The 14,127-nt window shown below is 31.7% G+C and carries 15 protein-coding genes; 8 read left to right on the top strand and 7 right to left on the bottom strand.

The window, feature by feature from the left end; genetic code table 11:
* Positions 1-19 precede the first annotated feature (19 nt).
* On the bottom strand, positions 20-1,798 hold the full coding sequence (locus tag SHI72_RS20475) for an ABC transporter ATP-binding protein (RefSeq protein ID WP_323491217.1): 1,779 nt from the start codon (positions 1,796-1,798) through the stop codon (positions 20-22).
* Between the two features lie 446 nt (positions 1,799-2,244).
* Between SHI72_RS20475 and SHI72_RS20470 the strand changes: the two genes are divergently transcribed.
* The 3 genes from SHI72_RS20470 to SHI72_RS20460 all read left to right on the top strand — a co-directional run bounded on the left by SHI72_RS20470 (position 2,245) and on the right by SHI72_RS20460 (position 5,353).
* Positions 2,245-2,721: an MEKHLA domain-containing protein gene (locus SHI72_RS20470; RefSeq protein ID WP_086896419.1), complete on the top strand. Its 477-nt coding sequence runs from the start codon at positions 2,245-2,247 to the stop codon at positions 2,719-2,721.
* 406 nt (positions 2,722-3,127) lie between these two features.
* Positions 3,128-4,294 (top strand): galactokinase, encoded by a 1,167-nt coding sequence (gene galK / locus SHI72_RS20465; RefSeq protein ID WP_323491216.1) that lies wholly within the window; start codon positions 3,128-3,130, stop codon positions 4,292-4,294.
* A gap of 6 nt (positions 4,295-4,300) precedes the next feature.
* Positions 4,301-5,353, top strand: a complete 1,053-nt coding sequence (locus tag SHI72_RS20460) for a UDP-glucose--hexose-1-phosphate uridylyltransferase (protein ID WP_039119541.1) — start codon at positions 4,301-4,303, stop codon at positions 5,351-5,353.
* 217 nt (positions 5,354-5,570) lie between these two features.
* On the opposite strand, the gene SHI72_RS20455 is transcribed toward SHI72_RS20460, so the two are convergent.
* The gene (locus SHI72_RS20455; protein WP_323491215.1) at positions 5,571-5,708 is read right to left on the bottom strand and encodes a hypothetical protein; all 138 of its coding nucleotides are present in this window, start codon (positions 5,706-5,708) and stop codon (positions 5,571-5,573) included.
* Positions 5,709-6,084: 376 nt separating this feature from the next.
* Here SHI72_RS20455 and gldL point away from each other — a divergent pair, with 376 nt between their 5' ends.
* Both gldL and gldM read left to right on the top strand, forming a co-directional pair.
* Positions 6,085-6,738: a gliding motility protein GldL gene (gldL, locus tag SHI72_RS20450; protein ID WP_039115604.1), complete on the top strand. Its 654-nt coding sequence runs from the start codon at positions 6,085-6,087 to the stop codon at positions 6,736-6,738.
* A gap of 48 nt (positions 6,739-6,786) precedes the next feature.
* Positions 6,787-8,325 carry a gliding motility protein GldM gene (gene gldM / locus SHI72_RS20445; RefSeq protein ID WP_323491214.1) on the top strand — a complete coding sequence of 513 codons (1,539 nt, stop codon included), beginning with the start codon at positions 6,787-6,789 and terminating at the stop codon, positions 8,323-8,325.
* Positions 8,326-8,403: 78 nt separating this feature from the next.
* Here gldM and SHI72_RS20440 read toward each other — a convergent pair whose 3' ends face one another.
* Positions 8,404-8,781 carry a hypothetical protein gene (locus tag SHI72_RS20440; RefSeq protein ID WP_323491213.1) on the bottom strand — a complete coding sequence of 126 codons (378 nt, stop codon included), beginning with the start codon at positions 8,779-8,781 and terminating at the stop codon, positions 8,404-8,406.
* Positions 8,782-9,010: 229 nt separating this feature from the next.
* On the opposite strand from SHI72_RS20440, the gene SHI72_RS20435 reads away from it, so the two are divergent.
* The gene (locus tag SHI72_RS20435; protein WP_039115599.1) at positions 9,011-9,766 is read left to right on the top strand and encodes a 4-hydroxy-tetrahydrodipicolinate reductase; all 756 of its coding nucleotides are present in this window, start codon (positions 9,011-9,013) and stop codon (positions 9,764-9,766) included.
* 642 nt (positions 9,767-10,408) lie between these two features.
* On the opposite strand, the gene SHI72_RS20430 is transcribed toward SHI72_RS20435, so the two are convergent.
* The 3 genes from SHI72_RS20430 to SHI72_RS20420 form a co-directional block, all read right to left on the bottom strand.
* Entirely contained in the window at positions 10,409-11,011 is a 603-nt protein-coding gene (locus SHI72_RS20430; protein ID WP_323491212.1) for a hypothetical protein, read from the bottom strand.
* A 33-nt stretch (positions 11,012-11,044) separates the two neighbouring features.
* Positions 11,045-11,425 carry a hypothetical protein gene (locus SHI72_RS20425; RefSeq protein WP_052250127.1) on the bottom strand — a complete coding sequence of 127 codons (381 nt, stop codon included), beginning with the start codon at positions 11,423-11,425 and terminating at the stop codon, positions 11,045-11,047.
* A gap of 218 nt (positions 11,426-11,643) precedes the next feature.
* Positions 11,644-12,447: a DNA alkylation repair protein gene (locus SHI72_RS20420; RefSeq protein WP_323491211.1), complete on the bottom strand. Its 804-nt coding sequence runs from the start codon at positions 12,445-12,447 to the stop codon at positions 11,644-11,646.
* A 152-nt stretch (positions 12,448-12,599) separates the two neighbouring features.
* Between SHI72_RS20420 and SHI72_RS20415 the strand changes: the two genes are divergently transcribed.
* Both SHI72_RS20415 and SHI72_RS20410 read left to right on the top strand, forming a co-directional pair.
* Positions 12,600-12,947: a winged helix-turn-helix transcriptional regulator gene (locus SHI72_RS20415; RefSeq protein ID WP_039115593.1), complete on the top strand. Its 348-nt coding sequence runs from the start codon at positions 12,600-12,602 to the stop codon at positions 12,945-12,947.
* Between the two features lie 215 nt (positions 12,948-13,162).
* Positions 13,163-13,552, top strand: coding sequence for a hypothetical protein (locus tag SHI72_RS20410; protein WP_039115592.1), 390 nt, complete (start codon positions 13,163-13,165; stop codon positions 13,550-13,552).
* A gap of 20 nt (positions 13,553-13,572) precedes the next feature.
* Here the strand turns inward: SHI72_RS20410 and SHI72_RS20405 are convergent, their stop codons facing one another.
* Positions 13,573-14,079: a GNAT family N-acetyltransferase gene (locus tag SHI72_RS20405; RefSeq protein WP_323491210.1), complete on the bottom strand. Its 507-nt coding sequence runs from the start codon at positions 14,077-14,079 to the stop codon at positions 13,573-13,575.
* Positions 14,080-14,127 lie beyond the last annotated feature (48 nt).

Genomic DNA, 14,127 nt, shown 5'->3' with positions numbered 1-14,127 from the left:
ATATGGTTAAAATATTTTTTCAATTGGTTTTATTCTGTTTTTTTGATGGAGCTAAATCGTCTTTACGTTCACCTATTTGCTGTCTCCACATAGCATAATACAATCCTTTTCTTTCTACAAGTTCATCATGATTTCCTTGTTCAATAATTTTACCACGTTCGAGTACAAATATAGTATCGGCATGCATTATGGTCGATAATCGGTGTGCAATGAGAATGGTAATTTGCTGTTTGTCTGCAGATATTTCTCTAACAGTTTGTGTAATTTGAGATTCAGTAAGAGAATCTAACGCCGAAGTTGCTTCATCAAATATTAATATCTTTGGTTTACGTAATAAAGCTCTGGCTATAGAGAGTCGTTGTTTCTCGCCACCCGAAAGTTTTTTTCCTCCTTCGCCAAGAACAGTATCAAGACCTTTCCCAGAATTAATTATAATAGGAGTTGCAGATGCTTTCTTTATTGCCGAAAGCATTTCTTCATCTGTAGCATCGGGTTTAACAAATAGTAGATTCTCACGAATAGATCCAGAGAATAGTTGGGTATCTTGTGTTACAAACCCCATTTGTCTGCGAACACGATTGTATCGCAAATCTTTAATAGATATATCATCATAAAGAATATCCCCTTCTACAGGACGGTATAAACCTACCAATAGTTTTACAAGAGTTGATTTTCCTGAGCCAGACGGTCCTACAAATGCAATATTATCGCCTAGTTTTGCTTTAAAGGTAATATTCTGAATGGCGTTATAACTTGCATTTTTATGTCTGAAAACGACATCATTAAAATGTAATTGGCTAATTGCGCCAACTTCTACAGGATCTTCGGGACTATATTCTGGTTGCTTTTGCATTAGTTCATTAAAAAGAAATAAAGCAGTTTCGGCTTCACGGTAGGATATTATAATGCTACCAAGATCTTGTAACGGACTTATAATTCCAGAGGATATAAACTGCATAGAAATAAGTTCGCCAGGAGATAAAACGTTTTTAAAAATAAGCCATAGCAGTATAAATAGAATAGACTGTTTTAGAAATATCAGAATACTGCCCTGAAGAAAAGTCAGAGTTCGCATTTTCTTGACCTTTTCCATTTCTAGATCATATATTTCCTGAGTATGAACTTTTAAACGTCTAATTTCAGGATAAGTAAGACCTAGACTTTTTACAAGTTCGATGTTACGCAAACTTTCGGTTATAGTACCACTCATTTGTCGGTTTTGTCGAATAAGCGAACGTTGTAATGTTTTTATCGAACGGCTTAAAATACTTGTCAATCCGCCAAGGACAACTACACCAATAAAAAATACAGGAATAAGTGCCCAATGTTTCGTAATAGCATACCACATTAAAAAACCGATGCCTACTACCGATGTAAATAGGATGTTTATAAAAGACGAAATAAATTTCTCGGTATCCGTACGTACTTTTTGTAATACCGATAAAATTTCTCCGCTGCTTTGGTCTTCAAATTCCTGAAAAGGTAATCTTAGTGTTTGTCTCAAGCCATCATTAAAAATTTGCATTCCAAATTTTTGCACAATCATTCGTAATACATAATCCTTGAGCGAAAGGAACAAACGTGCCGCAAGGGCTACGATAACAGCTATTATTAATAATTTTATAACACCTTCTTCTTTGCTACTGCTGCCTTGTTTATTGTTTAAGGCATAATCATCGATGATTTTTCCAAAAATAATTGGATCATAAAGTGAGAGTATTTGCGATATCCCAGCAAAAAATAAAACAAGTACAATAAGCCAACTATACGGTTTAAGGTATTTCCAGAATAAAATCATATGAATCTTAATTGAAATGAATACACAGCTATAACTAGCAAAAGAATTATAAAGATATTAAATAAAGAAATGAATACTAGTAGTATTGATTTTGGATTTGAAAATTCAATTGTTTTAAGTGATATATTTTGTGATATCGTATTTTTAAATTATAAAAATTGCATATAATTGAATCATTTTTGTTTTGTTGTAATAATTTGTAATTCAGGTATTTGTGATTTAGTTTTCTGCATTTATGCAATCTTTTTTCAAAGTATATTTGTATCTTTAGTCTTCCAAAAACTTCTTTTTAGTAATAAATCAAATTACACTTCTTCATTTGTTAATTCTATAATTCACAAAGAGATATTACAGAGCTTAATTTCTGGAAATACTAAAATTACTTCATAATTTGATTGTATTCTAAGACACCATTCAACGCATAGAAACCCCAAAAATAATTTGCTATGTCTTTAAAAAATGAACACATTCTGCTGAAACAAATTGATGATTGTTTCTTGGCTCTAAATGGAAAAAAACTTCCATCTCCACCCAATATTTCCGACCGTTACCAATGGTTACATGAAAATGCACCTTATAGCATATTGGCTCAAAATGCCAATACTAATTCTTATTTTATTTATGCCAATAAATATGCTTTGTCTTGTTTTAAATACTCAAATGAGGAAATTCTAGCGATACCATCCAGTTTTAGTGCTGCAATTGAGAATAGATACGAACGTAAATTATTATTTGATAAAGTCGAACAAGAGGGTATTGTATATAATTACAAAGGAGAACGAGTTGATAAGTACGAGAATAGTTTTACCATTCATGATACTATAGTTTGGCAATTACAAAATACAAATGGCAATGTATGGGGACAAGGAGCGTTATTTTGGCGAGATGAAAAACTACGACCAGATTGGTATTTTGATCTTTAATTAAAAAATATCAGTATAAAACTATACCAGTTTGTTGTTATAAAAAGTAAAATTAACTTAAAGCCATTTTAAAGAAATGGTTTTTTTTATGTTTTTATTTTTGATGCTTTTTATAAAATATAGCTGTGTTTATGGGAGTTGAAGATGATATATTCTAAAAAAATATTATTGAATATTATTTTGATAAAGTTGCAATTTTTGAGGATTTCATTTTTATATTCTCAAAACCAGTAGGGACTAGTAGGATTGTTTTGTGTAAGTATTTATTTTTGGTTTTCTATTAATTGTAAATAATTTAATGAAATTAGTTTTTCTTTATCTTATGAGTTTCTTTTAATTGAATTTTATAAGAATTTTAAAAGTTTAAATAAATTAACCCATCAACCATATTAATTAGTAAATAATAATGAATGATATTTTAATCCAAAATACGACCCATTTTTTTAAAGAAAAATTTGGTAACCAACCACAAAAAGTAGTCCTCTCTCCAGGAAGAATTAATATTATAGGTGAACATATAGATTATAATGATGGTTATGTTTTGCCAGCAGCTATAGATAAAATTATTTGTTTTGCCTTTGAGAAGAGTAATTCAAAAAAATCAAAAATTTATGCAATAGATTTAAATGACGAATTTGAAGTTGATTTAACAAAAGAGATTCAGTTAAGTAATGTTGTATGGACAAATTATATTCTGGGAGTTATAAAGCAACTTCAGGATAATGGTTTTTCTTTTGAAGGATTTAATTGCGTTTTTAGCAGTAATATTCCCGTTGGTTCAGGTTTATCATCTTCGGCAGCATTAGAATGTGGGATGATTTTTGGAATTGCTGCACTTTTTAATCTTACTATTAATAAAGTAGATATTGCCTTATTAGGACAAAAGGCCGAACATTGGGTGGGAATTAATTGCGGTATAATGGATCAGTTTTCCAGCGTACATGGGCAAGAAAATAAAGTAATCAAATTAGATTGCAAAACGTTGGAATTTGAATATCACGATGCTAATTTTAGTGATTATGTTTTGGTTTTGTTTGATAGTAATGTAAAACATTCATTATTTACATCTGAATATAATACGCGTCGTAAAGAATGTGGGGAAGGTTTATCGATAATTAAAAATCATTTTCCTGAAATAAAAAGTTTTAGAGATTGTACAGAAGATCAGTTATTAAGTATTCAGGATAAAATGAATGCAACAGTTTTTAAAAGAGTACACTATGTTGTAAAAGAAATTAATCGTGTTGCACAGGCTTGTAACGCTCTTGATAAAGGCAACATTGAGCTTTTAGGACAATTGCTTTTTGATACTCATGATGGTTTGTCTAATGAATATGAAGTGAGTTGTCTAGAACTAGATATGCTTGTTGCTACTGCAAAAGATGATGATTCTATAATAGGTTCTCGATTGATGGGTGGCGGTTTTGGAGGCTGCACCATTAATTTAATTAAAAAAGGAGAAGAAAATGAAGTAAAAAATAAGTTTTCGTCCCTTTATTTAGATATATTTGGGATTGAATTAAAATTTTACGACGTAAAAATAGCAAATGGAACATCACTTTACAACTTATAAAATTAAATGAGAAATTTTAATATTAGCGAAGACCCACACAGACGTTATAATCCATTACTTAACGAATGGGTTTTAGTTTCACCTCATAGAGCAAAACGCCCTTGGCAAGGACAAAATGAGTTAGTTATTACCGAACCTTTACCTAAATATGACCCAACTTGCTATTTGTGTCCAGATAATGTAAGGGCAAACGGAATGAATAATCCTAAATATGAAGGAAGCTTTGTTTTCGAAAATGATTTTGCTGCCATGAAACAGGATGAAATCATTTATGAAGAAGATATTAAATACACTTTTTTTCTGGCTAAACCAGAAAGAGGAATCTCAAGAGTAGTTTGTTTTTCGCCAAGACATGACCTTACATTACCAGAAATGGAAGTAAAGGATATTGAAAATATTGTAAAAACATGGCAAAAAGAATATACAGATTTAGGTGCAATTAAATATATAAATCACGTTCAGATTTTTGAAAACAAAGGAAGCGTTATGGGGTGTAGCAATCCGCATCCTCATGGACAAATTTGGGCACAATCGTCGTTGCCAACTCAGGTTGAAAAAACACAAAATAGTTTAAAAAATTATTTTGATAAATATAAGGCTACTCTTTTACAAGATTACCTTCAAGCCGAATTAAAAAAGGATGAACGTATCGTTATAGAAAATGATCACTTTGTAGCTTTGGTTCCGTTTTGGGCAATATGGCCTTATGAAACGATGATTATAAGCAAAAGACATTTTGGAAGAATTACTGATTTTACTGAAGAAGAAGCAACTGCTTTCGCTAAAATTTTAAAACAGTTGACAACAAAATACGATAATCTTTTTAAAACATCTTTTCCATACTCATCAGGAATCCATCAGGCTCCAACAGATGGTAATGCACATCCGGAATGGCATTTCCATATGCATTTTTATCCACCTTTATTGCGATCAGCATCGGTTAAGAAATTTATGGTAGGTTATGAAATGTTAGGTGAGTCCCAAAGAGATATTACTCCAGAGAAAAGTGCTGCAACTTTAAGAGAGCAGTCGGATATACATTATAAACTAGAATCATAAATTTTAAAGTTGTTTTTTTGTCTTATTATATGTTTTTAAAAACGTTTTGAGGCAGAATTACTTCTAGAATAAGGAGATATTTGCTTTAGATTTTTCATTTGTCTTACTCCATGAGACAAGTAATTTTTTAAATAAGTTCTTTTCAAGATTAAGGAAGCTTCGGCTTCCTTATTTTTTTTTAGAATACTTATTAGTTAATCCAACTTTGCCAGCTTGCTTATTTCAATTTTACAGGGCGTAATGTGGTTAGAACTTCTTCTACTTTATTAATCGCAAAATCAATATCGTCTTTGGTTGTGTATTTTCCTATTGAAAATCGTATTGTCGATTGAGCCGTTTCATTATCTATTCCCATAGCTTTTAAGACATGACTTGTATTTCTGGAGTCGTATTATTTTAGCATTTATATGAAACTCAAATTCCTTTATTACATCCTTTTTGTCTAATATTCTTTTTTTAAAATATTTAAGGAGTTTGTTTGACAGATTATTTCTGTTAAAATTATAAAGCAACAAAGAAATGTCTTAATCTGTTTATTTAAAGGCTTTTGTTGTTTATAGGGGATAGTGATTTATAAAGACATTTGCATGTTTTTATTAGATAAAAAATCTGATCATTTTATATGAAAACTTAAGCGACAGAGAATTAAGATGATTAATTATTTAGAGCAAATTAAAAATAAAAACAAGTTCTTATTTAAAACTTAAAATAAAATTTAAAACAAAAAAATTATGGCATTATTAAGTAAAAAAGCAATGAATTTCGCTTATGGTATGGGAGCAGCAGTAGTAATTATTGGAGCTTTATTCAAAATTACTCACTTTGAAATCGGACCGTTAACAGGAACCTTGATGCTTTCAATCGGGCTAGTAACAGAAGCATTAATCTTTGCTCTTTCTGCTTTTGAACCTGTAGAAAAGGAATTGGATTGGACTATTGTATATCCAGAATTAGGAGATGGTAAAGCTAGAAAGGAAACAAAAATGGCTAAAGTGGAGACTCCAACTGAAGCACAAGGGCTATTATCTCAAAAATTAGATATTATGCTTAAAGAAGCTAAAATTGACGGTGAGTTAATGTCAAGCTTAGGAAACAGTATTAAGAATTTTGAATCTGCTGCTAAAGGAATTGCTCCAACTGTTGATTCAATCGCTTCTACTAAAAAATACAGCGATGAGTTATCTATTGCGGCTTCTCAAATGGAATCATTAAACAGTCTATATAAAGTTCAATTACAAAGTGCTTCAAGAAATGCAGAAGCGAATAAAGAAATCGCTGAAAACGCAACTAAACTAAAAGAGCAAATGCAATCGATGACTGCAAATATTGCTTCTTTAAACAATGTATATGGCGGTATGCTTTCGGCTATGGGTAACAAAGGATAATTAGTTAAAAAACAATTATTATTAATACGAACTAATTATTTAGAAAATATGGCAGGAGGAAAATTAACCCCTAGACAGAAGATGATAAACCTAATGTATTTGGTTTTTATCGCAATGTTAGCAATGAATATGTCAAAAGAAGTATTATCTGCTTTTGGCTTAATGAATGAAAAATTTGAAAGCGCCAATGCATCTTCAAATACGAGCAATGCACAAAAGTTAGCTTCATTAGATACTAAAGCAGAAGAGGCAAAAGGAGAATTTGCTCTGGCGGCTCAAACAGCTCATAAAGTGGAAGCTATATCTAAAGATTTTTACAATTATATAAATACATTAAAGACAGATGTTGTAAAAGGATTTGATAAAGATGCAGCAACAGGAAAATTACCTTACGAGGATATGGAGAAAGGTGATAATACTGATAATTGGTTTATTGGAGAAGGTTATACTGCAAAAGGAAACGAGATTGTTGCAAAAATTAATAAGTACAAAGCTGATATGAAAGCGGTACTAAGTGACAAAAAATACAAAGCAATTGTAGCTGAGATTGATAGCAAATTTGATACATCAGACGTTAAAAATAAAGAAGGTTTAAAAGATAAATTTTTATCGTACCATTTTAAAAATTTCCCTGCAGTTGCATCGGTTGCAAAATTATCTGCTTGGCAAAGTGATGTTCAAAAAGCAGAATCTGATGTTTACAGTGCAGCTTTAGGAGAGGCAGCAATGACGACTAACTCCTATAACAATTATAAAGCAATTGTAGTTCTTGATAAAAACGCTTACTTTCAGGGAGAAACGGTTACAGGTAAAGTTGTTTTAGGTCGTTATGACGAAAATACAATACCAACTTCATTCTCTGGTCCAGGAAAAATTGTAAACGGACAAGCTGTTATTTCTATGACTGCTGGTGGAGTAGGAGAACAAAGTATTAACGGGCAATTTACTTTCTTAGAAGATGGAAAAACTATTCCACTTAAATTTGAAGGAAAATATGTTGTAGTACCTAAGCCAAACTCAGCTACAATATCTGCAGATAAAATGAATGTAGTTTACAGAGGTGTTGTTAATCCAATATCTGTATCATTTGCAGGAGTTGCTGATAATAAAGTTGTAGCAAGTGCTCCAGGATTATCTTCTGCGGGTAGACCAGGAAAATATAATATGAGTCCGGGTACAGGTACAGAAACTACAATTACTGTTACAGGTACATTACCAAACGGTTCTACAGTTTCTGATAAGAGAACTTTTAGAATTAAAGGTATTCCTGCACCAGTTGGAACTATTAGAGGAGAAATGGGTATTGTAAAAGGGCCTAAATCGAATCTGGAAGTAGTTACAATTGGAGCTAAATTGGTAGACTTTGATTTTGAAGTAGGATTAGATGTTGTTGGATTTAATTTTAAAATTCCGGGACAAGCTACAGTTGTAGTTTCTGGTGATAAATTAAATGCGCAATGTAAAGCTGCACTATCTAAAGCAGGTAGAGGAGATCAAGCTACGATTTCGGAAATTAAAACTAGACTTGTTGGAGGAGGAAACTATCAAGTATCTAGAACCGCTCCAGTAATTTTTGAAATACAATAAATAAAGTATTTACTTTTTTAAAATAGATTTAAACCTGTTCATTTAATTGAGCAGGTTTTTTTTGCTAAAGTTGTAATGTTATAAAGCTTCATCCCATTTACCGTTATCTTTTGCAATATCAATTAGCTTTTGTCCGTGTTCGGTCATTAAGCCCTGTTCTATCAGTCGTTCTGCTCGTTCTCTATTGGGTTTACTCCATTTGCTTTTTTTGGGGTTTCGAGGGGAGAATGTCAAGTAAAAACTTTCGGAATCCCGTTTTTTGCATAAACTATCTATCCAACCATAACATAATGCTTCTTCGGTTGCATCATTAAGATTAACACTTTGTGTAGTGCTTTTTTTGTGGTATAAAATTAACCAAACAGATTTTTCGACTTGACTATTTTCTTTCAGCCAATTTCGCCATTCAGCTCTTGTAATAGCATAGATTGCTAGTTTTCCATCTTTAGTTTCCATAATTTATGATTTCTATTAACAAAGTTAAAAAGATCTTATGACAGCAGTATGTCAGCAGTTTGTATGAATTATCATATTGGTATATTGTAATATATTGCTGTTATCGTATAATTTCGATTAATTTTTTTTAACCTATTTTTACTTAAATAGTATTAATAATCAATTTGTTTACTTGTAAAATTAAAATTTTAAACTTGAAATAAGTTGGAAACCATTTAAATTAAAAAATATGAAAATAGGATTAATAGGATTTGGAAAAACAGGAAAGTCAGTTGCTTCAGTATTACTTGAAAATAAAAATTTTTGTTTAGAATGGGTATTAAGACAAAGTACAGTTTTAGAACATCGATCAGTACCTGAGTTTTTTGGTGTTCCTTCAGATGAACCAGGATTAATATATTCTAGTTCCAAAACAACAATTAAAGAGCTTTTAGACAAACATCCTGTCGATATTATAATTGATTTTTCTTCAAGTTTAGGAATTCATACTTATGGTGAAGCTGCTGCCCAAAGAGGCATTAAAATTATATCGGCGATATCTCATTATAAAGATAAAGAATTAAAATTTTTAAAAGAATTAGCGATTAAAACAACGGTGTTTTGGTCTCCAAATATTACTCTTGGAGTTAACTATTTGTTATTTGCAGCTAAATTTTTGAAGAAAATTGCACCTTGGGTTGATATTGAGGTTAATGAAGAACATTTTAAGTTAAAAGAAGGAACATCAGGTACTGCTATAAAAATTGCAGAAGCTCTAGATGTCGAGAAAGAAAGCATAAATTCAGTTAGGGCAGGAGGTATCGTTGGAAAGCATGAAGTAATATTCGGTTTTCCTTACCAAACAGTTCGACTTATTCACGAATCGATTTCGAGGGAAGCATTTGGAACTGGAGTTATTTTTGTTGCCGAAAACATAGAAAATAAAGGTATCGGATTGTATAATTTTGAGGATATTTTAGCGCCTTATTTTCAACTGGATAAGTAGGGTTAAAGAATAATTGTAAAGGTTTTAATTTACTGGAATTAACCGCAAAGGGCGCAAAGGGCTACGCAAAGTTTCTCCCCAATATTGTGGTTGTATTGTGATTTTTAAGCCATGTATTTTCGACAAAGATTGTCTAAAAGGGAACGCGGATGACACTGATTCGCTAAAGCGAAAACACGGATTAAACACGGATTTTCTCTAGTCCCGAAGCTCAATGTCATTAAGTTAAGAGATTTTATATTTTACGCTGTTTCACACATCTGAAATCAAAAATCGTTAATCAAAAATCAAAAATATTTTTATCTTAACTTAATGACATTGCCCGAAGCGTCGGGAGCAAAGTTAAAAAAAATCCGTTTAATCCTTTTAATCTGTGGCAAAAAATAACGATTAAGGATGTAATCCCGATCCCGAAGCGTCGGGACGGGATACGCAAAGTATCTCTCCAATATTGTCATTCTGAGGTATGAAGACACGAGCGATAGCGAACTGGCGAAGCAATCTCATCAAGAAACTCCATAATCTTTGGCGAGCTACTTAATAAGACCCTTCGTCCCTCAGGGTGACAAGATTGTGTTATTATCAGTTTCTCAGAACCTTTGTCCCTTTGCATCTATGAATCTCTTTTCCTTAAAATGTTCCTCAAAAATCTTTCCACCTCCATAAATGTAGGCATGCAAATGTTCTGTACGGGCTCCATGGTTTCGAGAGACGAATAATGTCTTCATTAAATTTTTTCTTATCGGTTTTATCGAGATTAAACAAGATTGCCATTTTATTACGAATAATTAAATCATCGGCCGAAAAAACATCTTCGCGTCCTAAGGCAAACATAAGTAAGTTTTGGGCTGACCATTTGCCTATACCTTTAATAGAAGTTACCAAATCGATAATTTCCTGATCGGTCATTTCGATAAATTTGTTGTATTCTAATCCAAAATCGGCATCAAATTGTGCTACATTTTTTATATAGCTAACTTTGGGTTTTGATAAACCTATTGCTTGCAATATTTCATCTGGAGTTTCAAGAATTTGAGATGAATTAGGCTCTAGTCCGCCGTATATATCCAGAAAACGTTTTAAAAAAACATCACCAACTTTGGCAGATAATTGCTGATTAATAATTGATGTATATAAAAACTGAGCAAGATTAGTGTTTGTTTTAAGTTCACGATGTTCTGCATTTTCAAGAATTTTTTGGAATGCAGAATCTTTCGAAAGATGTGATATATAGGGATGTGACATTGTTGAGGTATTAAATTTAGAAAATAAGAAATATTAGGTACCAACTTTATCGACGGGTCTAAAACGTAATGCGCTCCAAGTATCGTTTATAGAAATAGCCGTTACTGTCTTTAATCCAAATTCTTTACCAGTAACATGAATCGTATCTCTATTTATGTCAGTTTTAATTTTAGAAGTTCCTTTCGGGTACGCAAACCATAAGACACTATCAGATTCTACGTTTTCTAAATCATTTTTAAGGTAATTTAAAAACTCTTCGTTATTATTGATGAAAATTAGGGTGTTTGTACTTTTTGTTTTTTTATCAAAAGTAGTTTTCATACCAAGCTGAATAAACTCATCTTCTATTACTTTTGGAGCATTAATAACTGTTCCTTTATCCTTAAATTTTAGTTTCTTGATAACATCTAGCATTATTTATAAATTACTTGGTTTGTTTAATGCTAATATAAGTGTTTTTTTTAAAGGTTCAAAGGCGCAAAGGTTCAAAGGCGCAAAGGTTCTGAGGTTCAAAGGGGCAAAGGGACAAAGGTTCTGAGGTACTAAGAGACTAAGAAATTGTGACTGAAAACAGAGACTGAAAACAGAGACTGAAAACCGAAACTGAGACTGAATACTTTTTCTGGCATAGATCACTTTTCGATTGTACGAAGTGCCTTTTTTATTATATAAACAGTTTCTTTTGTGGGACTTATGTTCTTCCAATTTTCGCAAATACTAATTACAAATTCTGGTTTGGTTTTGCTAGCATCATTTAGCCAGTTGCCAACACTATCTTGTACGTATTTTGATTTATCCGATTTTAGAGATTCCAAAATGATTAATCCCAAATCGGGGTTTTGCTTTAATTCTTCGATGTGTTCACACCAAACTCCTCTTGGTCTTGTGGCTTCGCTAGCAAATCGTCTTACGTTTTCGTCTGCGTGTTTTGTCCATTTAGCTAGGATTCCCAAACTTTCGGTTAGATTCTGGGCAATTGTTTGTCTTACGGCTAACCAGCAAATCTCTCTAACGCCAAAATGTTTATCGGCAGAAAAAAACTGAATCTGTTCTAACATTTCTTCAATTGATAGCTCGGTATTTTTTCCAATTGTATAAGTTGCCCAACATCTAATTAAATCTGATTTATGCTTCGATAGTATTGAAAACAATTCAGTATCATCTTCTGATTTTGCTAATTTAAAAAGACTTGTTCCAATGGCTTCATTAATAGTATTGACAGTTTGTTTCTTTAACGCATCAATTGTAGTATTGATTGGCTCTAAATACCTTAAACGATTATTCTGCTCAAGAAAGTTCTTAAGGAGTAGTTTTTGATTAATTGCTAGCCATTCGACTAAATTAGCGGTTTCGATTTCTCCTTTATTTAATTTCTCCAAAATATCTTTGGGTATGTCTTTTGTTGAGCGTGAGCCTTTTCGTTTTATATCTGTCATACTGATTTTATCTATTGTTTAAATAAACATGCATTTGCACGGTTTCTCATTTGCTTTGCTAAAATGTTTATTAATTTTACAAAGGTTTAAAAGAAAGTTCATATGTGCAATAACGCATATTATTGTCACATAGGGGTAAAAAAGTCACTATTATGAAAACAAAGGAAAGAAGCATAGAAAACAAAATTTGTCCGTTGGAAGTAGCAGTTAATTCTATCAGTGGTAAATGGAAAATTCCGATTGTTTGGCAAATTAATGAAGGTAAAAAGCGCCCAAGTGAATTTTTGCGTGGAATTGCCAAGGTCGATAGAAGAGTTTTGAACCAACAGTTAAAAGAAATGGAACAAGATGGTATCTTAACCAAAGTTTCATTTAATGAGCTCCCGCCAAGAGTAGAGTATTCGCTCACCGAACTAGGGGTGAAGTTGGTGGATATTCTGTGGATGTTAAACGATTGGGGTAAATTAATGATTCCTGAAGAAGAGTTTCATATTGAGTAAACGTGTTCCAAATTTTAAAATGAAACATTTCTTGATGCAAAAAGTACTAGGCTTTAAAAAAGTAGATTTAATTTTAAGCATAGTTAAATTCGAGAATAAATTTAATATAAACGACTATTCATTTTGGTTTTTTATGTTTTGTTTATATCATTTTATTAATATTAAAAAGAATCGCATTTTATTGCTTTCAAATGAACAATTTGATAAAATCGCTCATGGCAAAAATAAAGGACTCCATACACAAAAGACAACTATATCATTTCTCATTTGATACCATCGATTGCGAAAATGATTTTACAGATTATGCTGAGGCCAAAGAATATTTACTATGCGTATTGGTTAATACCAAAGTTTTGGATATTCTGGCAATTAATGAGCGGTCTTTTATTCTTGAATTTGATAATGAGCAACCTAAATTGTTTGCTTATCTAAAAACTAATTTAGAAAAGTATTTTTACTTTACAGTTTCTCAAATACCAATAAGTGATAAAAATAGCCCTACGATTCACATCAATAGGGATATTATGCTGGCGATACACCAAAAAATGCTACTGAAAAGCTTAAAATGTTCTACTAGTATTTTACGCAAAATCTCTATTTACTAGCGTGCAAGTAGTGTTTTTAATTAAACCAAAGGTTTTTTTGTTACAAAATATGCTATTTCTTCGTCATCTCTTATTATGTTATCTAATCGCTCAAATCCTACTTTCTGTAATACATTTTGGGATCCGCTATTGTTAAGATCTGTTATAGCAACTATCTCATTTATATCAGTATTTGTAAAGCAATATTGAGTTAAGCCTTTACATACTTCTGTAGCAATTCCTTTTCCCCAGTATTCTTTGCTAAGTACATATCCAATTTCTATTTGATTAGTGTTGTGTACAAAAACGCGGGCAACACACATACCTATAAAATTATTATTTGTAGTATCAAAAATTGCCCATCGGCTTAGGTTACCTTTCTCATAATTTTCAAGAAGTTCACTAAACATTTCCTCATATCTCTCAGGGGAAACTTGAGGTAAATATTGGGTCACTTCGTCGTCTTTAAACAGATCTAAAAAGGTTTGTTGCTCTTCTGGCAAGAATTCACGAATAATTATTCTAGGAGTTTGATATAAATTTGACATATTATTTTTTTGTATGTATCAAAAGTAAAAAAAACATATTATTTAGAT

The organism is Flavobacterium sp. PL02, from assembly GCF_035013205.1.
GTDB lineage: Bacteria > Bacteroidota > Bacteroidia > Flavobacteriales > Flavobacteriaceae > Flavobacterium.
The sequence above is the reverse complement of the archived record's forward strand: the minus strand, read 5'-3'. Positions and strand labels throughout refer to the sequence as shown.

Bases quoted from the DNA above. Each gene is read 5' to 3' on its own strand.
- SHI72_RS20475 (WP_323491217.1), bottom strand. From the start codon at position 1,798: ATGATTTTATTCTGGAAATACCTTAAACCGTATAGTTGGCTTATTGTA.
- SHI72_RS20470 (WP_086896419.1), top strand. From the start codon at position 2,245: ATGTCTTTAAAAAATGAACACATTCTGCTGAAACAAATTGATGATTGT.
- galK (WP_323491216.1), top strand. From the start codon at position 3,128: ATGAATGATATTTTAATCCAAAATACGACCCATTTTTTTAAAGAAAAA.
- SHI72_RS20460 (WP_039119541.1), top strand. From the start codon at position 4,301: ATGAGAAATTTTAATATTAGCGAAGACCCACACAGACGTTATAATCCA.
- SHI72_RS20455 (WP_323491215.1), bottom strand. From the start codon at position 5,708: ATGGGAATAGATAATGAAACGGCTCAATCGACAATACGATTTTCAATA.
- gldL (WP_039115604.1), top strand. From the start codon at position 6,085: ATGGCATTATTAAGTAAAAAAGCAATGAATTTCGCTTATGGTATGGGA.
- gldM (WP_323491214.1), top strand. From the start codon at position 6,787: ATGGCAGGAGGAAAATTAACCCCTAGACAGAAGATGATAAACCTAATG.
- SHI72_RS20440 (WP_323491213.1), bottom strand. From the start codon at position 8,781: ATGGAAACTAAAGATGGAAAACTAGCAATCTATGCTATTACAAGAGCT.
- SHI72_RS20435 (WP_039115599.1), top strand. From the start codon at position 9,011: ATGAAAATAGGATTAATAGGATTTGGAAAAACAGGAAAGTCAGTTGCT.
- SHI72_RS20430 (WP_323491212.1), bottom strand. From the start codon at position 11,011: ATGTCACATCCCTATATATCACATCTTTCGAAAGATTCTGCATTCCAA.
- SHI72_RS20425 (WP_052250127.1), bottom strand. From the start codon at position 11,425: ATGCTAGATGTTATCAAGAAACTAAAATTTAAGGATAAAGGAACAGTT.
- SHI72_RS20420 (WP_323491211.1), bottom strand. From the start codon at position 12,447: ATGACAGATATAAAACGAAAAGGCTCACGCTCAACAAAAGACATACCC.
- SHI72_RS20415 (WP_039115593.1), top strand. From the start codon at position 12,600: ATGAAAACAAAGGAAAGAAGCATAGAAAACAAAATTTGTCCGTTGGAA.
- SHI72_RS20410 (WP_039115592.1), top strand. From the start codon at position 13,163: ATGGCAAAAATAAAGGACTCCATACACAAAAGACAACTATATCATTTC.
- SHI72_RS20405 (WP_323491210.1), bottom strand. From the start codon at position 14,079: ATGTCAAATTTATATCAAACTCCTAGAATAATTATTCGTGAATTCTTG.